At 60.6% G+C, this 25,077-nt stretch carries 24 protein-coding genes and 1 pseudogene; 16 read left to right on the plus strand and 9 right to left on the minus strand.

Annotated features, from left to right (window positions below; all coding sequences use genetic code 11):
• Nucleotides 1-456 precede the first annotated feature (456 nt).
• The 7 genes from HNO88_RS12625 to HNO88_RS22315 all read left to right on the plus strand — a co-directional run bounded on the left by HNO88_RS12625 (nt 457) and on the right by HNO88_RS22315 (nt 10,058).
• The gene (locus HNO88_RS12625; protein WP_184245738.1) at nt 457-1,530 is read left to right on the plus strand and encodes a dsDNA nuclease domain-containing protein; all 1,074 of its coding nucleotides are present in this window, start codon (nt 457-459) and stop codon (nt 1,528-1,530) included.
• A 41-nt stretch (nt 1,531-1,571) separates the two neighbouring features.
• Nucleotides 1,572-3,281: a coiled-coil domain-containing protein gene (locus HNO88_RS22310; protein ID WP_246381680.1), complete on the plus strand. Its 1,710-nt coding sequence runs from the start codon at nt 1,572-1,574 to the stop codon at nt 3,279-3,281.
• Between the two features lie 407 nt (nt 3,282-3,688).
• On the plus strand, nt 3,689-4,327 hold the full coding sequence (locus HNO88_RS12640) for a hypothetical protein (protein WP_184245740.1): 639 nt from the start codon (nt 3,689-3,691) through the stop codon (nt 4,325-4,327).
• Entirely contained in the window at nt 4,324-4,998 is a 675-nt protein-coding gene (locus HNO88_RS12645) for a hypothetical protein (protein WP_184245742.1), read from the plus strand. The genes HNO88_RS12640 and HNO88_RS12645 overlap by 4 nt, the downstream gene beginning before the upstream one ends.
• Nucleotides 4,999-5,000: 2 nt before the next feature.
• Nucleotides 5,001-6,494, plus strand: a complete 1,494-nt coding sequence (locus tag HNO88_RS12650) for a S1 family peptidase (RefSeq protein WP_246381723.1) — start codon at nt 5,001-5,003, stop codon at nt 6,492-6,494.
• 256 nt (nt 6,495-6,750) lie between these two features.
• Nucleotides 6,751-8,976, plus strand: a complete 2,226-nt coding sequence (locus tag HNO88_RS12655) for an ATP-dependent nuclease (RefSeq protein WP_184245749.1) — start codon at nt 6,751-6,753, stop codon at nt 8,974-8,976.
• Between the two features lie 938 nt (nt 8,977-9,914).
• Entirely contained in the window at nt 9,915-10,058 is a 144-nt protein-coding gene (locus HNO88_RS22315) for a hypothetical protein (protein ID WP_246381683.1), read from the plus strand.
• Between the two features lie 620 nt (nt 10,059-10,678).
• Here HNO88_RS22315 and HNO88_RS12670 read toward each other — a convergent pair.
• Nucleotides 10,679-11,587, minus strand: a complete 909-nt coding sequence (locus HNO88_RS12670; protein ID WP_184245752.1) for a LysR family transcriptional regulator — start codon at nt 11,585-11,587, stop codon at nt 10,679-10,681.
• Nucleotides 11,588-11,701: 114 nt separating this feature from the next.
• On the opposite strand from HNO88_RS12670, the gene HNO88_RS12675 reads away from it, so the two are divergent.
• From HNO88_RS12675 to HNO88_RS22325, 3 genes are all read left to right on the plus strand, one after another.
• A complete protein-coding gene (locus HNO88_RS12675; protein ID WP_184245755.1) occupies nt 11,702-12,280 on the plus strand; it encodes a flavodoxin family protein in 579 nt (192 codons plus the stop codon).
• Nucleotides 12,281-12,344: 64 nt separating this feature from the next.
• Complete coding sequence (locus HNO88_RS22320) at nt 12,345-12,485, plus strand: hypothetical protein (RefSeq protein WP_246381686.1); 141 nt, start codon at nt 12,345-12,347, stop codon at nt 12,483-12,485.
• Nucleotides 12,486-12,670: 185 nt separating this feature from the next.
• Complete coding sequence (locus HNO88_RS22325; RefSeq protein ID WP_246381689.1) at nt 12,671-12,919, plus strand: hypothetical protein; 249 nt, start codon at nt 12,671-12,673, stop codon at nt 12,917-12,919.
• A gap of 569 nt (nt 12,920-13,488) precedes the next feature.
• Here HNO88_RS22325 and HNO88_RS12685 read toward each other — a convergent pair.
• Nucleotides 13,489-13,878 (minus strand): type II toxin-antitoxin system VapC family toxin, encoded by a 390-nt coding sequence (locus HNO88_RS12685; RefSeq protein WP_184245758.1) that lies wholly within the window; start codon nt 13,876-13,878, stop codon nt 13,489-13,491.
• Complete coding sequence (locus tag HNO88_RS12690; protein WP_184245761.1) at nt 13,875-14,120, minus strand: AbrB/MazE/SpoVT family DNA-binding domain-containing protein; 246 nt, start codon at nt 14,118-14,120, stop codon at nt 13,875-13,877. The genes HNO88_RS12685 and HNO88_RS12690 overlap by 4 nt, the downstream gene beginning before the upstream one ends.
• A gap of 354 nt (nt 14,121-14,474) precedes the next feature.
• Between HNO88_RS12690 and HNO88_RS12695 the strand changes: the two genes are divergently transcribed.
• Nucleotides 14,475-15,665, plus strand: coding sequence for a tyrosine-type recombinase/integrase (locus HNO88_RS12695; RefSeq protein WP_184245765.1), 1,191 nt, complete (start codon nt 14,475-14,477; stop codon nt 15,663-15,665).
• 243 nt (nt 15,666-15,908) lie between these two features.
• Here the strand turns inward: HNO88_RS12695 and HNO88_RS23010 are convergent, their stop codons facing one another.
• Both HNO88_RS23010 and HNO88_RS12700 read right to left on the minus strand, forming a co-directional pair.
• Nucleotides 15,909-16,736 (minus strand): DUF3226 domain-containing protein, encoded by an 828-nt coding sequence (locus tag HNO88_RS23010; protein ID WP_376768771.1) that lies wholly within the window; start codon nt 16,734-16,736, stop codon nt 15,909-15,911.
• Between the two features lies 1 nt (nt 16,737).
• Nucleotides 16,738-17,925 (minus strand): AAA family ATPase, encoded by a 1,188-nt coding sequence (locus tag HNO88_RS12700; RefSeq protein ID WP_184245768.1) that lies wholly within the window; start codon nt 17,923-17,925, stop codon nt 16,738-16,740.
• A gap of 427 nt (nt 17,926-18,352) precedes the next feature.
• Here HNO88_RS12700 and HNO88_RS12705 point away from each other — a divergent pair.
• Nucleotides 18,353-19,371, plus strand: a pseudogene (locus HNO88_RS12705) (IS110 family RNA-guided transposase).
• Between the two features lie 277 nt (nt 19,372-19,648).
• Here the strand turns inward: HNO88_RS12705 and HNO88_RS12710 are convergent.
• Both HNO88_RS12710 and HNO88_RS12715 read right to left on the minus strand, forming a co-directional pair.
• The gene (locus HNO88_RS12710; protein WP_184245772.1) at nt 19,649-19,978 is read right to left on the minus strand and encodes a hypothetical protein; all 330 of its coding nucleotides are present in this window, start codon (nt 19,976-19,978) and stop codon (nt 19,649-19,651) included.
• A 71-nt stretch (nt 19,979-20,049) separates the two neighbouring features.
• Nucleotides 20,050-20,991: a hypothetical protein gene (locus tag HNO88_RS12715; protein WP_184245775.1), complete on the minus strand. Its 942-nt coding sequence runs from the start codon at nt 20,989-20,991 to the stop codon at nt 20,050-20,052.
• 469 nt (nt 20,992-21,460) lie between these two features.
• On the opposite strand from HNO88_RS12715, the gene HNO88_RS22330 reads away from it, so the two are divergent.
• Nucleotides 21,461-21,664, plus strand: a complete 204-nt coding sequence (locus tag HNO88_RS22330; protein ID WP_246381692.1) for a site-specific integrase — start codon at nt 21,461-21,463, stop codon at nt 21,662-21,664.
• Nucleotides 21,665-21,728: 64 nt separating this feature from the next.
• On the plus strand, nt 21,729-21,953 hold the full coding sequence (locus HNO88_RS22335; protein WP_246381695.1) for a site-specific integrase: 225 nt from the start codon (nt 21,729-21,731) through the stop codon (nt 21,951-21,953).
• Between the two features lie 4 nt (nt 21,954-21,957).
• Here the strand turns inward: HNO88_RS22335 and HNO88_RS12725 are convergent, their stop codons facing one another.
• Nucleotides 21,958-22,413 carry a carboxymuconolactone decarboxylase family protein gene (locus HNO88_RS12725; RefSeq protein ID WP_184245778.1) on the minus strand — a complete coding sequence of 152 codons (456 nt, stop codon included), beginning with the start codon at nt 22,411-22,413 and terminating at the stop codon, nt 21,958-21,960.
• 208 nt (nt 22,414-22,621) lie between these two features.
• Here HNO88_RS12725 and HNO88_RS12730 point away from each other — a divergent pair, with 208 nt between their 5' ends.
• Nucleotides 22,622-23,575 (plus strand): sigma-70 family RNA polymerase sigma factor, encoded by a 954-nt coding sequence (locus HNO88_RS12730; RefSeq protein WP_246381697.1) that lies wholly within the window; start codon nt 22,622-22,624, stop codon nt 23,573-23,575.
• A 229-nt stretch (nt 23,576-23,804) separates the two neighbouring features.
• On the plus strand, nt 23,805-24,248 hold the full coding sequence (locus HNO88_RS12735; RefSeq protein ID WP_221419997.1) for a GNAT family N-acetyltransferase: 444 nt from the start codon (nt 23,805-23,807) through the stop codon (nt 24,246-24,248).
• Nucleotides 24,249-24,535: 287 nt separating this feature from the next.
• Here HNO88_RS12735 and HNO88_RS12740 read toward each other — a convergent pair whose 3' ends face one another.
• The gene (locus HNO88_RS12740; protein ID WP_184245784.1) at nt 24,536-24,964 is read right to left on the minus strand and encodes a DoxX family protein; all 429 of its coding nucleotides are present in this window, start codon (nt 24,962-24,964) and stop codon (nt 24,536-24,538) included.
• Between the last annotated feature and the right edge of the window lie 113 nt (nt 24,965-25,077).

Here is a 25,077-nt window from a genome sequence, read left to right on the forward strand (position 1 = left end):
GCTTTATGGCCAAATCCGCCGTCCGACACGTCATCGGGGAACTACAGAAAAGTCCCTCTTCCGGCCTCTTTATACGCTCGCCACGTGGCCGACGAAGCGCTGGTCAGCCTGCATGAACAAGTGGCAGAACTTGGTGAGCGAGGAGGACGGTCTGAATGGCGGCAAGTGGGTCACGCCAGAGCGAGCGCGGCCGGCAGCTCGCGACCAGCTCCGGTCATTAGCTCATCCGCGCTTCGGCGTCTGTTTAAGCCAAAAGCCGACGTGCAACTCCCGGATTCAACGGGTTAGATACCCACCGATGGACCGCCGTCGGTGAATGGCCGGGACAAACCTGAAAGCGGGATTCGATCATGGTATAGCATCCCTGTCGACGATGGATCGCGCAACCGAGCGGCTCTCGACTGTTGTGCAATCTCGCGATTGCGGGCATCAAATTGCATCCGAAGGGGGAAATGCATGGTCTTAGCGACGAATCTGGTCAGCACCCCCTTACGTGAGAAAGGAGCGACTGGTGGTCGGTATGACTTCCAGACCATGTGGGGTCTGGCGTTGCTCTTTCAACAGCATGGAACCAATGATGACTACGCGATTGTCTTTGAGTTCCACGACGATGTTGCATTGCTCAACAGCGCCATCGATCCCACTACGGTCCGCTTCTATCAGGTCAAATCTAAGGCTACCAACGGTGGTTGGACGCTCACTTCCCTGCTAAAGCGGGAGAAGGTCAAAATTGAGGAGGGGATAAAAGAGAAGCCCTCATACATCGACAAGATGTTCGACAATTTGGACAAGTTTCAGGGCGCGGTACTGTCCGCCGACTTTGTTTCCAATCAGCTTTGCGGATTTAACGCCGCTAAAAACGCTTTCCGCTTGAACGAGTGCTCGTCCGAAGACTTCAAAAAGATCGTGGCATCGGTTCAGCAGGCCTATCCGAAGGCTACTGAAGCCCAGATCGGGCTGCTAGGCTTTCAGCACACCGACCTCAGCCTTGGGGACGTCGTTTCCCACACAAAGGGCAAACTCCAGACCTTTATTGCCGGTCAGCTCGGCTCGGTTTGGTTCAGTCCCGAGGCCGTCTATCAGGCGATCGCCGACGAATTCCGAAGGAAGGCCAATTTTTCCGGTGAAATCACGTCACTCGAGAATGTCATTAAGGAAAAGGGGCTCACCAAGGCCAATGTGCAGGAGTGGTTGATTGCCATCCAGAGCAACAGCCGCTCTCCGGATTGGAGCGCGATAGCGCCCAGCCTGAGCTACCCGTTCACGGAACAGCTTCGCATCAGCCAGGAATATGCGGTCTATCGCAGCGCCGCCTTGAATTCGGCTGATCGCGCGGTCCAACGAATCCGGATGAAAATCGTAGAGGCCCTACCGACGGTCATCGACGATGCGAGCCTGACCCTCGTCGACATGGTCGAGGCTCTTTATCCACGGGCCGAAGCAATAGGGAAAAAGTATCTGTCCCCGTTTAGTCCATCAAGACTGAAGGCGATGATCATATATGAGATATACGCGCATCATCAAATCTGAACAATACAAACGCTTGATCAGAAGTCTCAGAAAGAAGTCCCATGAAAAGCTTGAAGTTGCGAAGGCTTCTTCTCCTGTCGCGACACGAGAGGAAAGCGAGGCAGGAGAAATTTGACGACAGCATCACGGTTGTCCGCGGCGAGAACGACACCGGCAAGTCGCATCTAATCAAGTCCATTTACGGCGCCTTCGGTGCCGACGCCTCGGTTGTGAACGAGAAATGGTCGAAAGCATCCGTCGCCACGATGGTTGAATTTTCCGTGGACGGGGCGATCCACTCGATCCTCCGCTTCGACGACCAGTTCGCTTTGTTCGATGCTGCGGACGACCTCCTCTGGACCGGAAATTCGCTCGTCAACGAGGTCGGGCCCAAAGTCGCCGAGCTGCTTGACTTCACTATCCAGCTGACCACCAAATCCGCTGCTCTTGTGGTGCCGCCGCCGCAATTTTGCTTTCTGCCCTTTTATCAGGATCAGGATCGAGGTTGGGACGACAGCTGGAGCTCATTCAGAAGTCTCGCGATGATTCCCCACTTCAAGAAGAGCATCTTGGAGTATCACACTGGTATCCGCCCGAGAGAGTATTACAGCGCGCAAGCTCAGCGGGCAGATGCGCAGCGCGAGCAGAACGAACTTAAGGCCGAGCGACGAGCCCTGGATCGCGCGACGGCGCGTCTGCGTAACGGACGATCTCCGGTAACGGTGACTTTCTCACCGGAGCTGTTCGGAAATCAGATCGAGCAATTGCTGGCTGAGCTAAACGAGCTTAGGGCGATCTTCGAAGGCGTGAAGCACCGGATATCCGAACTCCAGTCTCGTCGAGCAGTGCTCGTTGAAGAAATCGAGATCGCGCAGGTCGCGTTGACGGAGCTCGACGCAGATGTAAAGTTTACTCAAAATCTAGCGGACTCCCAAGTCGTTTGCCCTACCTGCAGCACCGTCCATGAGAACGACTTCGCGAACCGCTTTAGCCTGATCAGTGACGCGGACGCATGTAGGGGCTTTCTCGCTAAGGCCCGGTATTCGCTGGCCGAGGTGGAGGCAGACGTGGCACGCCAGTTGCAGACGCTACAAGCGTATAATGACCGGATCGGACGCATCGATGCCCTGCTGGCGGAGAAACGGGGCGAGGTAAAGCTTCGCGACATGCTTCAAGACGAGAGCGAACGCATCGTTGATGCAACAATCGCGGCAGAGCGCGCCGTGATCGACGGAGGAATAGTGGAATGGCAGATCAAGGAGGATGAGGCTTTCAAGCTGATGAAGGCTCACAGCAGCGCCAAGCGCAAGGCGGAGATCGTGGCCTTTTATGCCAAAAAGCTTAGCACCTTTGCAACGGATCTTGGTGTTACGTTCGAAACTGCGGTGAAGAAGAGCATCTCACCGAAGATCAATGAGACTGGGAGCTACGGACCGAGGGCTATCCTCGCCTACCACTTCGCGCTGTTGCACACGATCCGTGAATTCACCACTTCCTGTCTGTGCCCAGTAATCTTGGATACGCCGCTGCAGCAGGACCAGGACGAAACCAACGCGGCTGCCATCATTGCCTTTGCGCTCAAGAACCGGCCGCGTGATATGCAGCTGGTCCTAGGCACGGTCTCGTTGCACGGCGCAGAATATAATGGACACGTGATCAACCCGCAGGTGAAAGAGTCCCTTTTGCGCGAAGACGAGTTCGAGACCATCAATTCCTATATGCGACCTTTCATCAACAAGCTTCTAGGACACGATCAGGGCGAGCTTCTCTAACCGTAGCCTTGCCAAGGCTGAGAGCCGCTGGTCTGTGTTCAGCCGACTGGCGCGTTCGCAGCTATAGGCCGACGGATGCGTCAGCCTCCGTTCCCGCCCGAGGCCTTCGTTCGGCGCGGCCGGTGAACCCAGTTCACGCCGTTGCCGCATCGTCGATGCGGCCGCCTAGAGCCCCAACGGGGGCACATTAACAAGCGTCCGAAACTGGGAAGCTGCAGAGCGCGGATGAGCGGCGTGGGTGAGGCCGTATGGCCGGAGAGTAGGTCGTCCGCTCTCGCTTAAAGCCGAAGAACCATGGTCGCCCAGTCAGCCGCGTGTTGCCGGACGCGGGGTAGTCGATGATACTTGCGCACATCCGCGGCTTAGGCACATAATCCCAGTGCGAATTGAGCTGCGGGGGCACCAGGGTGAGCGAAGGGGAACGGATAGGCGTACCTGCGGTGCCGGAGCCACCATCGAGCCGTTCCGAGCCGAATGGAGGCAGGTTCTCCAGCAGACTGCTTGGGATCGGATTTGTCACGGGTCTGGCGTTGGCACTCGCCTGCCTTGCCCTCAGTTCCTACTATCTATTTTCGTTTGAGCAGCACGCCAATTCGGCAGTGACGAAGGCCCTTGAGCAGACCACACGCGGTCAGACGACCAACCAGATCCATGCGACGCAGTTCGCCCTGGGCGTCCACATGTACATGGCTAAGGTTCTGCTCCTGTCCTGTGGAATTTTTGCGGGCGTCAGCTTCGGGTTCCTCGGCTTCTGCCTCTTCCTCATCGGTGTTGAAGGAACCGTGGAAGCCCAATTGGAAGGTGGCGCCGCGCTTCGGCTAAACGTAGCGAAGCTGGCTCCCGGCGCGTTCGTGATCGTCTGCTCCGCTGTTCTGATCGGCGTCTGCGCGACGGGAGTGGCGGCGACTCAGGTCACCGCGAGGAATCCGGTGTCAGTGCCACAGGCGAACCTCCCCGATGTTCGTCAGGCTAAGTCGGTACCTGCTGAACAGACTGCGACGAACGCAGAGGATCCACGCTCCCCAGATGAGGTGGAGGGAAAATGACGAGTACCGGTCGCCTACGCATATTCGAACCGCTGATATTCGCACTTGTGCTGTTTGCTGCGGCGGCATCGGCCGAACAGAACCAACCGTACCCCTCCTCCGGTACGAAACAGGAGCAGTGGACGTACGTCACAGGCCTCGCTTCCGAAGGGTTCGCGATGAAGGCAACTGAGGCGAACATATCCGGCAGGGCTCGTGACACCGCTTTCCGCAGGCGCGGAGTGCGCTTCTTCCGGGCCGCGAAGTTCCTGAGGGCGTACATCGACCAGCATTTCGTTACCCAAGCAGCGAAGAGATCGCCCGCATACGTGTACGCCAGCTTTACCCTCGCCCTTTATCTGGAGAACGCTGGTGACGTGTGGCGGGCACGAAGCTGGTATGAGGAGGCTCGTAGGTACGATGCGTTCGCGTTAAGCGCGGGCCAAGCCGGCCCCACGTACAATGGCGCCGCAATACGGTCACTTATCCCTGTTCGGCTGGAGCGCGTCACGCGACTCGCCAACCTTAACGGCGGAACCCATCCACAAGCCGAAATTAGCATCAGCTTCAGCGCCCCAAGCGACTATCAGGCTGGGGTCGCCTTCCTACTCCACCGGCAGGACAGAATCCCCGACCTGTTCGGCGGAGGTGAGACGGTAACGGATCAACCTACCCGAGGAGACGCCCCGTGACTATGAGGTCCATCGGCCGTCTTCTTCTCGGCAGCGCGGTCGCCTCTCTGACCCTGCCGGCGTCGACCAGCGTGGGTGCACAGGAGCCTTCAGTCGCAGTCATGCAGGCGGCCCTCCGTTCCGTGGGGCGTGTGGTAGCCGAGGATTGCGGCGAAACGGCCGAGCGCACCGCCACCGCGTTCGTATGGAGCGACGACGAGACGCTCGTGACCGCTCGCCACGTTGTTGCCGGCTGTGCCCTGATTAGCGTCACTCTCGAAAGCACCGGGCAGACATACACGGCTGTTCCGAAACGGGAACTCGCCAAAAGGGACTTGGTCCTGCTCCGGACGGACAAGCCGATGGGGGTCGTTCCTCTTTCGGCGGCGGGCGGACTTCCAAACGTGGGCTCGCGCGTCGTCGCGATAGGCTATCCCATTGGCGTGCCCACATCCGACTCGAAAATGCTCGACGTCACCGTGCGGAATGCGCCGCCAGGCTCCAAGCTGATGGATCTGCTGCCCGCCGAACTGGGGAAGCAGGTCGCTTCGAGCGGCAAGTTCGCGTTGGATACCGCGATCCTCCGCCTTGACGGCAACCTGCTCCCCGGACACTCCGGCGCTCCCCTCATAGATGCTGCGGGCTATGTTCGGGCGATAGGAAGCGGTGGCCTTCAGAACGGGGCGGGCGGCGTCGTATGGGCCGTTAGGTCGGACTATCTGGACGAACTGGCCGCCGGTCCGGCTATCACCTCCGTCGAAGCGGAGCCAAACGATTCCGAACTGCGGTTCGCCCATCAGCGGCCTCAGAGCGACGAGAAGTCGGTGACCTGCGGACCGGCCGTCTTCGTCTACTCGCGATCGTCGTCGCTGGAGGATCTTTACGTCAGCTCCGACGACAAAAATGGACTGCAGCAGCTGACGATGACCGCCAACACATCGCTCGGCTCTAGCGTGGGCGAGCGGTTCGACATCTGGGTCGACCGGGATACCGGCGCTTCGCTGGCGGTTCCCGCGGGCAGAAGCATCTCCGCCGGTGACGATGGGCTGTGCGAGGTCGAAGTCTCGCCTAACGTCCGCATGGCTATCCAGGCGACCAACACGCCTGCTACTGATCCCCCCAAACGTCAGTTGCAGGTGCAGCTGGCGTCCGTGACCTTCGAGACCTGGCTGGCCAGTCAAGCGGAAGGTCCGTACGCGACGGATCCCTCGTTCAGCTACGTCATGCCTATGCAAAGGCCCGACGGCTTCGTGGTTCGACGTGCTGGCTATTTCAGGAACAGCCCGGTCTCCCTGAGTTCGGTTCAGGCAGACTACGCGTTCGTGACGCACATGGCGCGCGGCAACCGCTACTACGGCGTAGCGAGCATCCGGAGCGGTCTGGTTATCGACCTTAACAATATGCAGAGTTGCGGAGTAAATCCGAACTCTTCCACATGCGTCGCCGAGCGCGAGAAGTTCCGTGACTGGAGCCGCTCAAGCCTCGCCGTCCACCTCGCGACGATACCGCCGATCTAGTCCGGGTCACCTCCAGGGAGGTCGCAACCCAATCCGCGGCTTGTCGACGGCTCGTCCGACCCGCGCGCTGACATCGAACAACGACATGAACGTATGTCCGTAGTTGGGATGCGGGAAGGGCGGTCCGAGTGGCCGGAGATGGGTCGTAACCGCTGCGGCAGGTGTCGACTCAACTCAGGCCATTCAGCGGTGGGGCTCTGCGGGCGAGCGTCCGACGACGCTGGCATATTCAGAGCCGGATCGTTAGAGGTCAGAGATGGGGGAAATTAAACAAGATCCGGCCGGACCGGAAGTTGCTCAGCGTCTCGGGCCGTCTGCGGAGCCTGTTCTCGAAAGGGTGACGTCTGGCACGCCGGTTGGCCTGTCGGACACGCGTTCCGCCCGTGCGCGGCGGTGGAGCCGTCTTGCCTCCGTGCGAGTTAAAAATTTTAAAGCCACGAGTGAGGCGCTGATACCGCTCGCGGATGTTACTGTCCTTGTTGGGCCCAACGGGTCGGGCAAATCGTCCGCCCTACAGGCGATCCACTGGGCGGCTCGCGCTGCAAGCTATATCCAGCCGCGCAATACCAGCGAGATGATGGCGTTCGAACGCATCGATTATCTGCCCTCCAGTGAGCCCCTGCGCACGGCGCACAAGAGCGAGCTCAAAACGGGCAAAGACACGCAGCCTACGGAAGTCATTTTTACCCATGAGGGTGAAGGAGACGAAGCACTCAATGTCGGCGTCAGCATCTTTGCGGCCAGGAACCGAGGCGGAATTACCGCCCATATCGATGGTCCTCTAGCAACGCCGTACAAACAGCGGGTTCAGTTCATCACAGCCTATATCCCGGGTCTAGCGGGTCTGTCCGAACGCGAATCGATTCTTGCGCAACCACTTCTGCGTCGCCAAGCGGCCAGCGGAGATGCTGGCGGCGTTTTGCGAAATATCCTTTGGAATATCAGGAGTCAGCTGGTTGGAGAGGTCGACGCCAAGGCCGGCGACGCGCGGCTCGCCAAGCTGAACGAGTTGTTGAACGAGGTTCATCCGGGCATCAAGATCACCGTCGAGTTTGACGGCCGTGAAGATTATCATATCTCCGCGCGATATTCGGTCGAGGGTACGGGCATGCCTCCGCGACCGCTCGAGACACTTGCGACTGGCATGCTTCAGGTCGTTCAGATCTTCGCATATCTGGTCCTGTTCTTACCCAAGATTCTGTTGATCGATGAGCCCGATGCGCATTTGCATCCTGACAAGCAGGAACGACTGATTGAGGCACTCGAACGGGCCGCTCGCAATTTCGGGACGCAGATCGTCCTAACAACGCACAGCCCACATATCGTGCGCGCCGCGAGTCCCGCAGTGAAGCTCGTCTGGATGAACGAAGGGAGCGTTCATACCGAGGATGACGAGGCCATTCGTCGGCTGCTCGGATGGGGCGGTCTCGACAAAAGCACACTGATGTTCGTTGAGGACGAAGGTGCCACTGCGATCCAGTCGGTGTTGAGACAATGGCCTGCACTCTCAAGGCAGATCGCGGTTTGCCGGTGCTTCGGCATCGAGAACCTGCCGAAGGACAAGCTCTTAGAAGGACTGCTCGTTGATGGTAAGCTGAGGCTAAATGCCATCATCCACCGCGACGGCGACTTCATGACTGCAGTCGAGGGCGACAGATGGAAAGAAAAGTATAATACGCGTGGCGTTCACCCATGGGTGACGGCGGGCTCTGACATGGAAGCCTATTTCTGTGGAGCCGAATATCTGTCAGCACTCTACGGTATTGATATTGCAACTGCCGAGGAATGGCGATCCCGCGCGGCTTCAAATGTGAATGGCGCTCGCAAGCTATACCTGGAGAAGCGAAAGAAGCTTGTCCCGGTGCTATGGCCGAATGGAGGGTCGCCAGATTCGGAAGCACTTTGGACGCTGGCTGGTGGCCAAACGCCCGAGACAGTTAAGGGCAAGGCGCTCTGGGCACAGTTGAAGGTGGTAGCAAAGGCGGAGGGTCACGATCCCAGATACCTTGATCATTTCGAAATACCAGCAGGCTTCGAGATGGCGCCCGATCTTCGCCTCGTCGTCGAGGCGACCCTTGGTGTCACTCACCCTCCGGCGCCGACTGTGGCCATTACGCCAGTAATGGAAGCATCAGTAGGCGATGATCAGTTTAATTGGGACGATGTGGTCGACCTAAGCCTGGATGAAGTCGCTGCCTTTGCTGAAGGAGCCGGCGACAAGACCATGGCAGGTCTGCGCATTTTGGCAGAACGCGGACCTGTCATTTTGGCCGACGCTCTCAACGCTGCCGGCATTACGAATTACGGACATTTTCAAGGAAGAGTCACCCGCCGTACCCGCACCGTGAAGCGGAACGAAGATGCCTACTTGTTCACTTGGGATGATTGGACCGAAGGGGAGAATGCTGAGCGCGGATTTGGGCGGTATGCCATCTCCGACGTCACTTATCATTCCCTTAGACGCTTCTTCAACTTTGACTGAGGGTTGCCGTCAGGCGTGATCTCAATGCTCACTTCCGGCTATCCTACTCCCATTCGAGCGACAGCTAGCTCAGCATCTCTGCGCCCCCCGTTCTGCAATCCGCCGGCGCTTGTGTCTGCTTGGTCAATCCATGGTGCTGCGCGAATGGCCGGTTCATCCGGAAAGCGTCATTCAGGTCCGTGTTCGCGAACAACGGCTTTGTCCCACTTAAGGTCCTTCCGCCGTTAGCGAGCTAGCGCCTGGAAAGCGCAGGAGCCCACGTGAACGAGCGGCAGAAGTTGGGACGCAAGGAGGGGGCGTTGAGTGACCAATATTCGGTCGAGCCGGGAGCGGGCGGCGACGACAGAATGCGACCAATCGAAGTCGTTAGCAGAACGAGCTGCGAATGATCGCTTTGCCGAGAACCTGTCGTCCACTCCCAGGCGTCAGCCTCGTCTCCGTATCAGGCCGTCCGCCATTTCCGGCGAGCGAACCAGAGCAGCCACGTTGTACCCACGCGCCTGCGCCTCTTGCACAATGAGCTGGCCGGCGCCGCCAAGTGCCCCGAGTACGCGAACCTTCGAGCGCTTTCCGAATACTGGGTTGGTCATGCTTGCCTCCATCCCAACGCGCGGTGTGGCGTCTTGGTGAGCGAGGTAGCAATTCACGAAGCCACGAAGACGTGGTCACGGCTTATGGCATCTATCCCATGCCGATCGGCGACAAGGGGCTCGCCATGGTCGACGCCCGTGACGTAGGTGAGGTCGCCGCAATCGGGCCGCTGTGAGCAGTCGTCCGCGCCGCTGCCGCTCAATCGCATCAACCTGGTTGGTCCCGAAACGCTGACCGGCGCCGATGCTGCCGCGATCTGGTCCGAGGTGCTGGGGCGCCCAATCGCCTTTCCCGGCTAGGACACGGCAGGCTTCGAGCAGAACCTGCGCTAGCCCATGCCGAGCTGGATGGCATACGACATGCGGCAGATGGCCGAGCGGTTCGGGAGCGACGGCATGATCCCCGCGCCGGGTGACGTCGAACGGTTGACGGCGCTGCTCGGCCGGCCGCTGCACTCATATCGCGACTACGTCGCCCAGATCGCCGGCTGAGCCGGCACGTCCCTCCTGAACAAGGACACGTCGTCATGATCTATTCGACTGCTACCGTTCCGGTGAATCAGAAAGGCGAAACACCGCTGACCCGTGAACAGGCTTAGCAAGGCCTCGGGCGCGAGGCGCTCGAGGCCCGCCTTTTCCTGCCGCCGGGCCTGTGCACCAGCTGCGATGTCACTAAAGAGAGCGCTACGACTTCGTGCGCTAGGCGACTATCGGCGGGCAGGACCTGCGCGAGATCATCATGCTGGAGCGGGGCCGCAAGGTTACCTTCTCCCTGGCGACCGGCCCGCGCGAGGGCGCCATCGTCAACGAGCTGTTCGAGGACGATGCAGGCGAGCTCCAGCTGTAGTTCTACTGCTATCTCGGCCTGCGCGACAAGCAGCCGGCGGGATCGAGGAGCAGGCCGAGCAGGCGCAGTTCGATAGCGACAAGGGCTACAAGGCGGCGCTGCTTTCGACGCTGAAGCGTACCCGCGAACTGCTCATTAAGGGCGAACTCTGACCCGATCCAACCTGAAGATCGGGCGCGAGAAGACGCTTCAGGATGATCGCCGGCAGGACCGACGCGCTGTGGGTGGGGTTGTACAGACAGCTGCCCGTCTCCCTGAACAAAACTCAATCCAGATAGGGTGCCAGCACCGTCGTCGCCCAGGTGATGAAGGTGCGGACACGACGTGAGAGATTGCTCCGATGCGCAACCACGAACGCCGTGTCGAGCGGTTCGGGGCGAAGGTCCGGCAGGACCTCGACCAATGCTCCGCTATCGAGATGGTGGCGAACGCCGAGCAGCGCCGCCTGGATCAGGCCAACCCCCGCAAGCCCGGCAGCATGATACGTCTGCACGCTGTTGACGTGCAGCGCGCCGGGCAGGGGCAGCGTCGCGTAACGGCCCTGGCCAACCGGGTACTCCCAACCGTACGACTTTGCGCCGAGCGTTCGGCTGTAGTGAACCGTGCGGTGTTCCTGGCGCAGCAAGTCCTCGATTGACCTGGGAACGCAGTGACGTGCTAGGTAGGCGGGACTGGCCGCATTGACCATCCGGAGTCTACCCAGCGGGCGCGCGATCAGCGATTCGTCGCCGACTGGGCCGATCCGCAGAACACAATCAAAGCCTTCCTGCACCAGATCGACCTGCCGGTCGGTGCTCGACAGCTCAAGTTCGAGATCGGGATGCGCTGACAGGAACGTTGGCAGCGCCGGCATGATCGCCGTGCGCACCACCTCGGTCGGCAGGTCGACACGGAGGCGACCGCGAAGCGCCGCATGCTCCCCTGCGAACATCGACTGGAGATCATCGGCGTCGGCCAACAGGCCGCGAGCGCGGGCGTGAAACGTACGCCCGTCCTCCGTTAGTTGCACGCTGCGCGTCGTCCGGTGCAGCAGCCGGACGCCAACAGAGGCTTCCAGGTCGCGGACTGCCGTGGAGGCCCGCCCCTTGGAGATGCCGAGGCTGTCGGCAGCGCGGGTAAAGCTGCCCATGTTCGCCACCCGCGTGAAGATCAGAAGTTGTTCGAGATCCTGCATCGGTGACCCTGATTGTGCATTCACAGGAGAACAATGTGTTCCGGAAGACGCGGTTTATCACGCATGGTCGTAACGGTAAGCCTGATACTTCGAACGCTTAGTCAGGAAACGACAATGACCCAGTACAGCAGAAGAACCGTCATCGTGTACCATTCGGGCTATGGTCACACCCAGCGCATGGCCGAGGCAGTTGCCGCCGGCGCTCGCGGCACGCTGATCCCGATCAACGGCGAAGGCAACATTCCGGAGGATGCATGGAACACGCTCGCCGCGGCCGACGCCATCATCTTCGGATCGCCGACCTACATGGGCGGCCCTAGTTGGCAGTTCAAGAAGTTCGCCGACGCCTCGTCCAAGCCGTGGTCCGCGGACGCATGGAAGGACAAGGTGTTCGGCGGTTTCACGAACAGCGCCAGCATGAACGGCGACAAGCTCAACACGCTACAGTATTTCGTGCTCCTTGCCGGCCAGCATGGTGGCCTTTGGGTCAGCCTCGCGGTGAAACCGGCCAACGTGAAGGCGTCGGAGCGTGACGATCCCAATCGGATGGGGTCCTACATCGCGCCCATGGCGCAATGCGATGCCGATGCTGCGCCCGAGGAGATGTCGGTTGGCGACCTCGAGACGGCTCGCCACTACGGAGCGCGCGTCGCCGAGTTTGCTGCCCGGCTCGCCGGCGCGAACCACGCCTGAACTTCCAACCACTGCAACGCTGGGCTGCCGGTGGTGACCGTCGGTCAACATAGGAACTTTCACGATGGAAATGCGCAAACTTGGCGCACAGGGGCTGGAGGTGTCGGCGCTCGGCCTCGGGTCCATGGGGATGACCGAATTCTACGCCGGCCGCGACGAGGCGGCGGCGGTGGCATCATCGACGTCGCGCTGGAGCGCGGCGTGACGTTGTTCGACACGGCCGAAATGTATGGCGTCGATCAATAAAGAACTGCTCGGCCGCGCAATCCACATGCACCGCGAACGGGTCGTGATCGCGACCAAGTTCGGGAACGTTCGGAGCGCAGAGGGAAGCTTCCGCGGAATCAACGGTCGCCCGACTTTGTCCGTCAGGCGTGCAAGATCAGCCTCATGCGGCTCGGGGTTGATGTCATCGACCTCTATTATCAGCATCGCGTCGACCCTGAGGTGCCGGTCCAGGAGACAGTTGGAGCAATGGCCGGCTCGCGGAGGCGGGCAAGGTTCGCTTCCTCAGTCTTCGGAGGCCGCTTCCGCGACTATCCGGCGCGCGCGTGCGGTCCACCCTATGACCGCGCTCCAAACCGAGTAATCCCTCTGGAGCCCCGATCCAGAAGCCGAGATCCTGGTCACGGTGCGTGACTTGGGCATCGGGTGGTTCAGCAATGCAAACTGGGCGCATGAGAAAGGCGCCTAAGACACGTGATCTTCGGTCTACCCGCCGCTGAAGTTCGTCATTCTCAAGTTCACCGGCCTGCCGGCCTGCTACGAGTTCGCACCGCCCTTCACCATTCGCGGCTGCGACTGGCTGGGACTAGTCGTGATCCACTTCTTCTAGGTGCTGAATGCCGTGCTCGTGTCGGTCATCTTCATGCGGATTAGTAGCGTATAAACCGCCCGGGCGTGGATTTCTCACAGGCCACGTCACCCCTATTACGTTAATCCACAAGCCGCAAACCGGGGAAGCTGTAGCCGACCGACTTTCCAGCCTCCCTGCTATTTAACATAACTACTATTATCAATTCAGGCTTTTATACCGTCTTATCAATGTGGTAGAAGTGATTTGCTGCATGCTGAGCCGTTAAGCTCACTACCTCGCTGCTGGCGGCTCGTAGAGTCCTCAAAGAGATCGCGGATGGCGCAAAGCCGGAAGACATTCCCCCAGCGCTGCCAATGATGCGCGTCAGCCTCCACATTGCAATGCAAGCTCGTCAGCGGATCGCCACTACCTTGACCTCCACCGCATCAGCAACTTTCTTCCAATCCAGATCGTTGGTCCATGCGGGCAGACCGTCGCGGCGCGCGAGGGCGAGGCAGACACGGTCGCCCAGCGACAAGCCCGCTTCCGCGGTGACCGCGCGCAAACGTCCGGCAAGCTTCGCCAACGCTTTGTCGACCGGCACGATGGCCATCGGGAGTGGATCCAGCATCGCATCCACTTCGCGCTCCGGCATGCCGGCGTGCACAAAGTGGCTCACCACTTCGGCGTAGTTGACTGCGCTGATCCGTGCGCCGGCGATGGCGCTAGCGACCTTGGCGGCGCCGCGCTCGCCTTTGAGCATCGTGAGCAGCGCCGAGGCGTCGAGCACGACCTCGCTCATTCGCCGCTGTCCTCGCGCCGCCTGGCGAGAAAGGCCTCGACCAAACTGTCCGGGTTGTCACCCGTGTACTGCTTGGCCAAGGCTTGCGCACGGGCCACAGCCTGCGCCGCAGTACGCAGAACCACGCCATCGTCGGTCTCGTCGAGGTAGACCGCACCGCCGCCGTTCAGACCCAGTCGCTTGCGGATGTCGGCCGGCAAGCTCATGCGACCATTGGGTGTGATGTTCACTTGAACGGTCATTCCAGCCTCGGTGCTCCTCATTAGCCGCGTTGAAGCATACTAGGCTTCTTAACGTCCGAGCTCAACAGCAAGCCGCATGTGCCACATAGACCCGCTATCTGGCAAACGCCCTCACCCATGCTACACACCACTTAAGCACTTTCCATAATCGTGTGTTATGGTAGATATAGGCAGGTTATTGATCAGAACAGAATGGCAGGGTAGGGCATGAGTCACGACCGGGGTAATGAGGCATTCACCGGCACGGATGGCACAGCGCGAGCTGCGGGGTCTAATCGGGACGACGAAGGTCGCGGTGGCCCATCGGCGTTCGAAGCTCTCCCTGGTGCATCTTCTGCATCGGATGTCAGCACTATGACCATCATGGTACGCGGGTCTGGTCCGTTGCCGCGCCGCCACGCGCGGCGCGCGCACGCGCTCACGCCCGACGAGCGCTTGATCGGCACGCTTGCGCGCGCCGCGCCACCCGATCTGCCGCCGATCAATGCGCTTGGGCTCGAAACCGCGCTGGAGGCGATGGCACCTGCCTCCAAGCTGGCGATCGCCGCCGATCTCGATTGCTGGCTCGACTGGTGCGCGCACGAGCATCGTAAGCCGTTGCCTGCGGAACCCGAGGATCTCGTGCGCTACCTGCGTGCGCTGGAAGCGGATGGTAAGAAGCCCGCGACGCTGACGCGGCGCGTCGCCAGCCTCGCTACCGTCCATCGTATGCTCGAGCTAGGCGGCGAGACGCCGGCCACCTCGGCACCAATGGTGCGCAATGCACTGCGCGGCAATCGCCGGCGCCAAGGCGCGGCGCAGCGTCAGGCGGCGCCGTTGCGGTTCGGCGGCGAGCTGGGCGACGCGCGTGGGTGCACGATCAGCGCCATGCTTGCAGCGTGCAGCAGCGATCCACAGGGCGTGCGCGATGCCGCCTTGCTCTCGCTCGGCTATGACGCGGGTTTGCGAGTCAGTGAACTCACTGCCGTCGAGGTGAAGGATATGCGGCCGCAAGCAGACGGCACTGGGTTGCTCCACCTGCCGCGCTCGAAAACCGATCAGGAAGGTATGGGCGCCTGGGCGTGGCTTTCAGCCGACACGATGCGACGAGTGACGGCTTGGCGTTCGGAAAGCGGGATCAGCGAGGGTGTACTCTTCCGCCGCGTTGGTGTCGATCGGCGCCGGCAACGCGCCAAGGAGATCGCCGATGCGCGCTGGGCTGAAACTGATGAAGACGGTGCGGCGCTGCTGGTCACGTACACGGTGGGCGATGTCCCGCTTACCCGTCAGGGTGTGACCAGCATCTACCGGCGCATCGCGCTTGCCGCGGCCCAAGCGGGCCTTGTCGATCTGCCCGCCGGAGACCTCGACGCGGCCATCGCGGCGCTTTCGACCCATAGCTTGCGAGTCGGGCTGACACAGGACTTGTTCGCGGCCGGGGAGGATGGGGCGGGGATCGCGCTGACGCTGCGCTGGTCGTCGCCCTCCACCGCGCTGCGCTATGGGCGCCAACTACAGGTGCAGAGCGGCGTTGCGGCGCGCGTGTTGTCGCGGGTGAGATCTTAAACTCACAGCTTAGGCTCCGGGCAGATGTTGGGACAATTCTGCCGTTCGCCGGCGACATGTCGAACGGCGGGTCTTGTCAGAAGTGGACATTCAGCGATTGCAGCTCTGATCTCCTTGGCAGACTCAGATTGGGCCCGTTGCAGACTAGCCGGTTTCAAGAGCAGCAGCTGTGGAAGCGGACCTTCGTTCAACTAGCCCGCTAGTCGCAAGGCTTCCACGGTCGACAGGACCGCGCAGCAAAACTTATGCTAACCAGTTCGCGAGGAAGCCCCTCAAGCTTGAGAGGCCTATCTCGTGGCCAGTCGCGCTTCGAAGCCAAGGCCCTCGCTCCACGGACGCACTCGTTGCGGAGCCGGGGTGAAGAAGATTGCCGATGATGCCCGCAGTGGCTTTCAAAGGCCCCGATGGCTTGCGCAGCGGCTTCAAAACTGGATCTCCTGCCGTGCCGTTAGCATCGACCGCCGCAACCAGCGCTTTCGCTGGTCCACACAGAGACGGCAGGCTCGATGCTGCGCAAGCCACCAAGATGTCATCTAAGGTGCCTGGCTGAGCATTGTCAGGCAGTACGTAGATGCCGACCTTCGGTATTCCCGCTGCGATGTCCCCAGCGGCGGCAGGCAAAACTAGAGGAAAGCCCGGCACGCCGGCAGCGCCGCCCTCTTTTCCGCCTGGCCCATGCGACGTGTTTAAAGCTGTGAGACCCGCGAGTAATTGGGCGAAGCGGTGGGGTGCATTTTGATCGTCTGCATCGGCAACGATGCACACTCCAGACATCGAGGTAACATCAAGGATCTCTAGAGCTGCGCGCAACTCGCTTAGCAGGCGGCTGTCGCCGCCCGCCACAGATACAGCAACCGAGCGTGCGTCTGCTCCGCTCCGCGTATACATATCTGGATATCGAACGACGTGCTCCAGTCGATCTCCTGTCGGAAACACGCGAGGAATCAAGCCGCCCCAGAAAGGGTCAACGGCAGCGACAGTTTCAACCTTGTCGAATCCGAGCTCTCGCAGGAGCACTCCGAAGAACGAAGCGTCGTGGGGGCCCTCAACTACTGCGAGGTGGTACTTCATTTTATCGGATGTCGAGCCCCCGCTCTTGAACTAATCGTTTCAACATATTGCCGTTGTATCGGCGGAGCGTGCCACCTGAGGGACCACGACTTGGCAAGTGGAACGCCGCCAAATCATCTATATCATTTCGGGGAACGGCTGCCGTAATCTCTTGAATTGCTTCCAAACTGTGGGTCGTTGCGAAAATCTGGACTTCGAGTTCTGCCGCCGAGCGCAGAAGCCACGGGAACAATGTATCAAGTGCGCTCACATGCATCGCTGCTTCGATTTCATCGATCATAAGGATGCCGCCACGAACCTCATTAATGGCCACCGCAATCGCTAGCGCTCTTCTAAAGCCGTCCCCGAGCACTGTAACCGGCACCCGTCGGCTACGCTCGAAAACCGCGATGAGAAGGGGGCGATCGCCTTCTGTTGCGATGATTTCTAGGTCTACGAGCTCGGGGTCGATGCCGCGCAACAGGCCTAACACGGCGTCTTTACGACCAGAGGAGATCGCGTCCGATAGTCTCCGCATCTGTAGAGGCTCGTTGCGATGAGAGTAGGGGCTTAGGACCGCTGAGCGCGTTTGAAGGCCCCGCGCACGAGGCCCCCTCAAAAGCGGGGTTGAGGACCAAATCTGAAGGTCTACAGATAAGGCCGTTCCATGCTGACGCACTTCGTCTGAACCGCTCCCGAAGGTAAGCTTCCCTTGAGCGACGGCGGGGGACGAGGGATCAAGATCTGCACGGATGGATAGGTGCCATCCGTCCTCCTCTACCCCAAGCTCCTGGAGCCTCCTGGAGCTTCTATTAAGTGGTTTGAAGCGAGGTTCGGGCGCAATGCCCCGTACTGGCTCACAAGCCGCCTCTAAAGACCGAACTGGTGTGCGACCCTCTGCGGCTAAGCGTAGATAGCTCGTGCTCCGCTGCCACTCGCTGGTGTCCTGATGAAACAGCCATCGAACAGCATCTGACCATGATAAGCCAGGCGACGCGGAGGACATGAAGGATCGAACCTCCCTGTTCCGGGCAACCGATGCCCATTCCACTACGTCCAGAGGAGCTGCAAACACCGCGAGCGCCTCTAGGGCGGAGGTCTTGCCGCTGTTATTGCCACCTACAATCAGGTTGAAATGGCCTGCACCATCGAAGGTGAGATCTGCCAATCCCCGAAAACATCCGACATAAAAAGTTTCTATGTGGTTCATCAATTCCTACGAGGGATCCCCCCTCCTTTCGAAGTTGCCCAACGGCAGGACTGCTGAAATCACATTCGCGGCGACGACCACGGCTCGTACCCCCAGGTAGCGCCCTCGGCAAGCGTACGCGGTTGGCACAGTCAAGACAGGATCGCTCGCAGCCTTTGACGCTCCCTCGCCGCGAAGCAGTATGGGACCGTGTGTTCCTTTCCGCGGACCGCTGCCTACAGCGCTGGACATGCTCATGGACCGCCTGGATCGAGATGGTCGGACCACTACTGTGCCATCCGAACCAGATCATTACAGTAGACGCCACGATGCCTGTCGAACTTGATTCTATATCGCACTATGGCCCTGACGTGATGTGGTGGACGACCCCTGCACGAGCGTAGCTGTGCAATCATGTGGTCGTTGAGCCACGTCTAGGAGTCGGTCCATGCAGAAGGATGTCGTTACCGTCGGTGTCGATCTGGCGAAGAATGTGTTCCAAGTTCACGCCATTGCTGCCGATGGCAAGGTGCTGGTCCGTCGGCAGCTTCGGCGTGCCGAGGTGTTGAAGTTCTTCTCATCCTTGCCGCGCTGCTGGTAGGTATGAAAGCATGTGCTTCGGCACACCATTCGGGCCGGGAGCTTCTAGCGCTGGGCCATGATGTGCGGCTGATGCCTCCGGCTTATGTGAAACCATACGTGAAGCGCGGCAAGACCGACGCTGCCGATGCGGAGGCGAGCTGCGAGGCGGTGACCCGGCCGACGATGAGGTTCGTCGCGGTGAAGAGCGTCGATCAGCAAGCGGTGCTGATGCTCCACAAGACCCGTGACCTGCTTGTGCGGCAGCGGACTGCACTGATCAACGCGTTGCGCGCGCACCTGTCGGAGTATGACATCGTGTCCAGCAAGGGGCCTGGTGGGGTTAGCGTGCTGATGAAGCTCCTGCACGAGGGGCAAGAGCAGCTGCCGGCACATGCGCGATCGGCGCTGCATACCATCGGTGCCCAGCTGAGATCTCTGGCGAGCGAGGTTGATCGGCTCGAGGCACAGATCCTGGCCTGGCATCGTACCGATGACACGAGCCGCCGGCTCGCGACCATTCCTGGCATCGGCCCGATTACCGCCTCCGCAATCGCTGCAGCTGTACCCGACGCATCATTGTTTCGTTCGGAACGGCAATTCGCTGCATGGCTAGGGCTCACTCCGCGTCCCCATAGCTCGGGTGGTAAGGAGCGGCTTGGCGGCATCAGCAAGCAGGGTGACGAATACCTTCGCAAACTGCTGGTCGTCGGTGCGACTGCGGTGATGCGCATGGCGCGCAAGGATGCCGCCCGCCAGCCTTGGCTAGCACAGCTGCTCGAGCGCAAGCCGGTGAAGATCGCAACCATGGGGCTTGCGAACAAGACAGCGCGGATCGCCTGGGCAGTGATGGCGCGCAAAGAGGTCTACGCGGCCGCCGCCGCGTGACTGCTGTCCTCGTCGCGCGCTGACGCGGTCGACGGGATGGTGTAAGGGCAGCTGAGTGGTGATGACAAACCGGTCAGACCGGGGATCGAACAAACCTAGCGGAGCAAAGCGCTTCGAGCGCGATGACGTGATTAGGGATCCGATCCGCGGACTTCATCAGGGCCAGCAGCTATGTGGTGCTGCGCAAGTAGGCCGAACACATGGATGCACCCGACCGGTGCTCATCGCTATACGAAAGCTCTTGCGCCGCAGGGGTCGTCCACACATCACGACGTCTTTATTCCTCCTCTTCGTCCGTGCCCGGATCCACGCGCGTGCGTAGTTCGTCAACATCCAGCGTGCGCCAGTCAGGGATGACCTCGCCAATCTTGGCGGCCGCGATGCCCTCCAGACTTTCCTGGGAGATCACGACATAGCCGCCGCGATTGAGGGGGAGGATGACCGCTACGCCCTCCATCCATTCGGCGATGTTGCGGATCAATGCCGCCTTGATGACGTCGCGGCCGGAAATGAGCTGCAGCGACTTCCGGCTCAGGCGAAACCGCGCCTTGCCGCCTTCCTTCAGCATCGCCATCAGCAGGTAGGCAACGTGCTCATAACTTTTCATTTGGTATCCCATATCCTGTTATGGGATACCAAATACCTAGACATAGAATTCTGTCCAGCGGTTTCTGCGGCTCAGCGTTCGCGGACGGGCCGGCTTTTCCGCGCCCGCTCCTGTCGTCGTTGCTGACGCTCGAGATGTCCCTTGTAGCCCGTCGCAAGTCGCATCACCTCCTCAACGCCGAACCCTAGGTCTCGGCCAATCAGGAAGCTCTTGGCATATTCTGCGATGATGGCCTGGGTCGGGCGAAGCGTCCGCTTCACGACCTGACGAGTGTAGCCGAGTTGCGCTGCGGTCGGCTGGGAAATTCCGTGTGCGGCGAGTGCGAGGGAGACATTGCGCTCACGCCATCGCTTTAGTCCCTTGCCCATCGCAAAGGTCGCCCAAAACTGCGCCAGACTCTGCACCACGAGCGCTTTGCAATTATAGAGGGTGAGATGTGGCCGCAAATGCGTTTCGAACGCATTGGTGATGTGTTGCGTTTTGAAAAGCGCCGCATAGAAGTCTGGCAAGTAGCGCTCTAGGACGCCGACCTCAATCTTCCGCTCGGGTGCAATCGTCAGAAAATAGGGCGAGGGCTTTTTCAGATCGAGGGTCAACGACAGATGAAGTCCGAAACAGACCCCGAAGATGCAGCAGAGATTGTTTCCGGTCGCAACATTGATTGCGCGGAGCGCGTCGGCGAGATCCTCCCAGCCGACATTTTCCGCGCTCGGCGCCAGCCGCAGGCCTTCAGCCTCCGAACCATGACAATCGAAATGCAGTATCGGGCGAAGTCCCGTTGCGCAGCGTTCGGCGATGGTCGTGAGGGTGCCAAGCATTTCCGCGCGGTCTGAAACGACAATTTCTTCGAAGGCGAAGGGATTGCCGATTGTGGCGATTGCCAGGTCGTGGACCATCCGCTCCGAGGGTCCAAGTTCGTTTTCCGGTACCGAACGCAGCCAGATCACCGTGTTCACCTGGATCGGGTCGATGATCTCCAAGCCGTGCGAGCGGCCGCCGTTTGTCGTCGTCATCCGCGCACCGAAGCGAAAATGATGTGGGAGATCATTTGGCGACTATCCTCCTTGCATCGCAGACGTCTATTGGCGCGAACTTCACTGCGAACATAGCAGCTGGATACCGTGTTCCCGAAGAGCATTCCAGTCGGATGCCGATCCGCGCTAACGCAGTTCGCCGTCAGGCGAGCCGGACGGTCGCCTCGCCTTCGCTGATGCGCTACATCTGCGGCTCTCACCGTTGGAAATGGCTGGTTCCGGCGTGCGCGGATATTCCCGCTACCTCATCGGGATGGCGCATGTTGGTCGACAGCTGCTGCTCCCAATCCCAGGGCCGTCGCCTTTCCCGGTCCCCTCACCTGTCCGATCTTTGAGGATCTCGTCCGGATTCTAGGGCAGCGGAATACAACGCCCGTTCTGTCCGGTCATCAGGAGAACCGACAGCAGCGTTACCGGCGAGGACCTGCACGCGCACCGCGACCGCGCGATGCGCGCGATCGGGATGGCCGGCGCGTTCAGGCGCTCGGAATTGGCGGCGATCACGGTCGGCCGCGTTTCCAAGGACAGCCGCGGGCTACTGGTGCCGATCGGGTCATCGAAGACCGACCAGGAAGGCAAGGCCCATACCGTCGCGATGCTCGACGGCCGTCGCCTTGAGCCAGTGCGCCACTACCAAGCTGGCTTGAGTTAGCGGGGATCAGCGAGGGGCCGGTGTTCCGCAAGCTGACCCCGCAGGCGGGCTCACCGACAAGGCGATGAGCCCGCAGGGTGTAGCGCTGGTAGCGGAGGCGGCGGCGCTGGCGGCAGGCTACTCGCCAGAGCTGTTCTCCGGCGACAGCCTGCGCGCCGAGTTCCTTACCGAAGCTGAGCGCCAGAACGCAAACCTGTTCAAGATGGAAGAGCATAGCCATCACCCGTCGCTCGCTTTCGCGAGCACGCCGGCAAGGCCTTTCTATGACTTACGGCGATTCCGCTTCTAAACTCCTACGGCTTCGCCTTGACCGGCAGACGGAACGGCGCGCCCAAGCGGTTGAACGCGTTCATCGCAGCGATCGCGATCGTGAGGTCGACGAGGTCCTTTGGCTCGAACGCTGCGGCGGCAGCGGCGTAGGCTTCGTCCGAAGCGTGAGTCTCACTGAGGAGCGTGACCTCCTCAGCCCAAGCAAGCGCAACGCGATACTGCTCGGGGAACAGGTGCGGCACCTCGGCCCAGACCGGGAGCAGCGCAACCTTGTCGGCCGCCATCGTCATGAGCAAGTCCCGTGTGTGAAGGTCGATGCAGTGCGCACAGCCGTTGATCTGCGACACACGGAGGAAGACGAGGTGGATCAGTTCGGCCGGCAGGTTCGTGCCCGTGGTCACATAGTGGTGGACGCCGAAGAGCGCCTTGGCGCCCTGCGGCGCCACTTCATGCCAGGCCAGTCGTGCATTCGCGGTCATAAATCGAGGTCCTTCGTCAGCAGCGTCTTTGATCGACGCCTGACGAATTGACGAGACAGAGGGGGCAAGTGTGACACGGGAGCAGAAGAATGTTCGGCGCGCTCGTTCGATCTGAAGGCCGCAACGACTATCTCGTCGCACGAGATCAGATGAAGGGAGTATTCGGGTGCCGGTTGGCCCGCGCGACGGCGTCGAAGAGAAGAGGATGATGAGGGACGATCAACGCGCTGCCGCGTTCGAGGCCGAGCGCGCTCGGATGCTGCGTTTCGCATACCGTATGCTCGGCTCGGTCAGCGACGCCGAGGATATCGTGCAGGACGCCTGGCTGAGGTGGGACGGTGCCGAAGGCTCGGTCGATTTTCCGGTGACCTACCTGACCCGCATCGTGGCCCGCCTTTGCATCGATCGGCAGAAATCGGCGCGTGCGCGTCGGGAAACCTATGTCGGGCCATGGCTACCCGATCCGCTGTTGGGCTCCGTCGAACCGGACGAGATGATCGCCGACGACGTGACGGTCGCCCTGATGCTGGCCATGGAACGGCTCACCCCGCTGGAGCGGGCGGCGTTCCTCCTCCATGACGTGTTCGAGGTGGCGCTGCCGGACGTGGCCGCCGCGCTTGATCGGGAGCCAGCGACGGTCCGCCAGCTCGCATCCCGCGCGAGAAAGCACGTGCATTCGGCGAATAAGCGCTTCATCGTCGAGAAGGCGGAGGCCGACCGGCTCGCCCGAGCCTTTTTCAAGGCCGCGAACGACGGCGACATAGACCAGCTCTCGCTCATGCTCGCCCAGGACGTCGAGATACATTCGGACGGAGGGGGCAAGGTGATCGCCTTCCTCCATGTGGTACGAGGCCTCGAGCGGGTCCTGCGGCTCTTTGCCGGACTGCGCCTAAAGGGCGAAGCGCCACCGACGCTGATCAGAACCGCGCTGATAAATGGTCTGCCCGGCTTCGTAAGCGTGGATCGCGCCAGCTTGGTGCAGACAACGGCTCTCGACGTGCGCGACGGAAAGATCATTGCCATCTACATCGTCCGAAATCCTGACAAACTCGGCCACGTCTCGAAGGCGTGCCTTACGTCTAACCTATCTGCTGGAACGGAAGGAAGGATCGATCCTTCGACAATCACCCAATCGACCACCGCTGAGGGAACCTGTGATTAGCTACCGGAGACGGAGCCGAACAGCACCGCTCCCGTCCAGGAGGTTCGCGAGCCGGTCGACTCACGGGAGGCGCGGAACGCTAATCGACGGAACTCGCTACTGTAGCCTTCTCCCGAAAGGGATCGTTGCCCACGACAGCTGGCGTTCAATCGCCGAATCTGATTATCGGCGACCAGCTGTTATCGTTCCTCTTGCCGCCACCGGTGAAGCACCTTAGGAGTTACTGTCGTTGATCATTCGCCAAGCTACTGTCGCTGATCTGAACACACTAGTGCCGCTGTTCGACGCCTACCGCCAATTCTACGGGCGACCGTCCGATCAGAGGGGTGCTCGATCGTTCCTCAGTGATCGCTTCGAACATCGGCAGTCGATTATCCTTGTTGCTTGCGATGGCTGCGAAGTCGTTGGGTTCACGCAGCTATTTCCGTCGTTCTCGTCGGTAAGACTGGCTCGCACTTTCGTCCTGAACGATCTCTATGTCCTTCCTAGCGCTCGCGGCACTGGAGCCGGTCGAGCTTTGCTGGATGGAGCATGTGAGTATGGCCGGAGCGCGGGGGCGGCGCGGCTCTCACTTTCGACTTCTGTATCCAACACGACTGCTCAATCTCTTTACGAGCAAGCCGGATGGACTCGAGAAATCGACTTCTACACCTATGGCATTCCGTTAACCTGACACAGACGCGCTTTCCCCATTCGAGTTTGGAACCGCGACGATAGCGGAAGCGTGGCTCTAGCGTGTGTCTTGCCGCGTTCGGTCCGCAACGATCGCGCCATTTTCGTCAGACACCACCTTTTCGATGGTGTTGCCGACCGCGCCAAACGCGACAGCATGGATTGGTCCGCTTGGATGTCAGAATTTTATACGTCAGCCAACCGTCCACCTCATGGGTCTACGGCCTGGCTGACGCCGAAGATCGGACGATTATCTCGAACGGCATCGTTGTCGAAGCGCGACGCTCCCTAGCTGCGATCAATGCTCCAGCGCCCTCCGCCTAATGCCACGACCTGCAGCAGTCCACCTGTGATCGCCACGTTCTTGAAGAAGAACAGGAACTGGGTCTGGTCCTGGAGGTCGCGATGGAAGACGATGGCGGTCACCAACGTGAATGCAGCGATCACGGCGGCGACCACCCTCGTCTTGTAGCCGACAACGAGCAGCGCCCCGCCTATCAGCTCGACGAGTATAGCTAGCCCAAGAGCCGCCGCCGGGAACGGCAGGCCGACGGACCCGATGTAGCGGAGGAACGTCGTCGGATCGGTCAGCTTGGCTATCCCGCTAAGCAGGAACAGCGGCGCGATCGCGATGCGGCCAAGGACGGCACACACATCCGCCAGCGCGGCCCCTCGAGGGTCGATGCGTCTCGCGCGTTCGGTGAGACTTGGGTTCATCGGGCTCCTTTCCAGCCAGCGGCGGCAGGCGTTGCTTTCGTCAGCGCCTAGAGCTTGATCCTGTCGCGGCGACCCTCTGGTTCAGTCCCCGACTACGGCATGGAAATACCCAA

This window comes from Novosphingobium chloroacetimidivorans, assembly GCF_014204535.1.
Classification (GTDB): Bacteria; Pseudomonadota; Alphaproteobacteria; order Sphingomonadales; family Sphingomonadaceae; genus Novosphingobium; species Novosphingobium chloroacetimidivorans.

Excerpts from the sequence above, each read along its gene's own strand:
- HNO88_RS22325 (WP_246381689.1), top strand. The coding sequence starts at position 12,671 with ATGCGGCTCGGGGTTGATGTCATCGACCTCTATTATCAGCATCGCGTC.
- HNO88_RS12715 (WP_184245775.1), bottom strand. The coding sequence starts at position 20,991 with ATGACGACGACAAACGGCGGCCGCTCGCACGGCTTGGAGATCATCGAC.
- HNO88_RS22320 (WP_246381686.1), top strand. The coding sequence starts at position 12,345 with ATGGAAATGCGCAAACTTGGCGCACAGGGGCTGGAGGTGTCGGCGCTC.
- HNO88_RS12645 (WP_184245742.1), top strand. The coding sequence starts at position 4,324 with ATGACGAGTACCGGTCGCCTACGCATATTCGAACCGCTGATATTCGCA.
- HNO88_RS12670 (WP_184245752.1), bottom strand. The coding sequence starts at position 11,587 with ATGCAGGATCTCGAACAACTTCTGATCTTCACGCGGGTGGCGAACATG.
- HNO88_RS12690 (WP_184245761.1), bottom strand. The coding sequence starts at position 14,120 with ATGACCGTTCAAGTGAACATCACACCCAATGGTCGCATGAGCTTGCCG.
- HNO88_RS22310 (WP_246381680.1), top strand. The coding sequence starts at position 1,572 with ATGAAAAGCTTGAAGTTGCGAAGGCTTCTTCTCCTGTCGCGACACGAG.
- HNO88_RS12685 (WP_184245758.1), bottom strand. The coding sequence starts at position 13,878 with ATGAGCGAGGTCGTGCTCGACGCCTCGGCGCTGCTCACGATGCTCAAA.
- HNO88_RS12725 (WP_184245778.1), bottom strand. The coding sequence starts at position 22,413 with ATGACCGCGAATGCACGACTGGCCTGGCATGAAGTGGCGCCGCAGGGC.
- HNO88_RS12740 (WP_184245784.1), bottom strand. The coding sequence starts at position 24,964 with ATGAACCCAAGTCTCACCGAACGCGCGAGACGCATCGACCCTCGAGGG.
- HNO88_RS22315 (WP_246381683.1), top strand. The coding sequence starts at position 9,915 with ATGGCATACGACATGCGGCAGATGGCCGAGCGGTTCGGGAGCGACGGC.
- HNO88_RS12695 (WP_184245765.1), top strand. The coding sequence starts at position 14,475 with ATGACCATCATGGTACGCGGGTCTGGTCCGTTGCCGCGCCGCCACGCG.
- HNO88_RS12710 (WP_184245772.1), bottom strand. The coding sequence starts at position 19,978 with ATGAAAAGTTATGAGCACGTTGCCTACCTGCTGATGGCGATGCTGAAG.
- HNO88_RS23010 (WP_376768771.1), bottom strand. The coding sequence starts at position 16,736 with ATGAAGTACCACCTCGCAGTAGTTGAGGGCCCCCACGACGCTTCGTTC.
- HNO88_RS22335 (WP_246381695.1), top strand. The coding sequence starts at position 21,729 with ATGAGCCCGCAGGGTGTAGCGCTGGTAGCGGAGGCGGCGGCGCTGGCG.
- HNO88_RS12655 (WP_184245749.1), top strand. The coding sequence starts at position 6,751 with ATGGGGGAAATTAAACAAGATCCGGCCGGACCGGAAGTTGCTCAGCGT.
- HNO88_RS12675 (WP_184245755.1), top strand. The coding sequence starts at position 11,702 with ATGACCCAGTACAGCAGAAGAACCGTCATCGTGTACCATTCGGGCTAT.
- HNO88_RS22330 (WP_246381692.1), top strand. The coding sequence starts at position 21,461 with ATGCGCGCGATCGGGATGGCCGGCGCGTTCAGGCGCTCGGAATTGGCG.
- HNO88_RS12650 (WP_246381723.1), top strand. The coding sequence starts at position 5,001 with ATGAGGTCCATCGGCCGTCTTCTTCTCGGCAGCGCGGTCGCCTCTCTG.
- HNO88_RS12625 (WP_184245738.1), top strand. The coding sequence starts at position 457 with ATGGTCTTAGCGACGAATCTGGTCAGCACCCCCTTACGTGAGAAAGGA.
- HNO88_RS12730 (WP_246381697.1), top strand. The coding sequence starts at position 22,622 with ATGAGGGACGATCAACGCGCTGCCGCGTTCGAGGCCGAGCGCGCTCGG.
- HNO88_RS12700 (WP_184245768.1), bottom strand. The coding sequence starts at position 17,925 with ATGAACCACATAGAAACTTTTTATGTCGGATGTTTTCGGGGATTGGCA.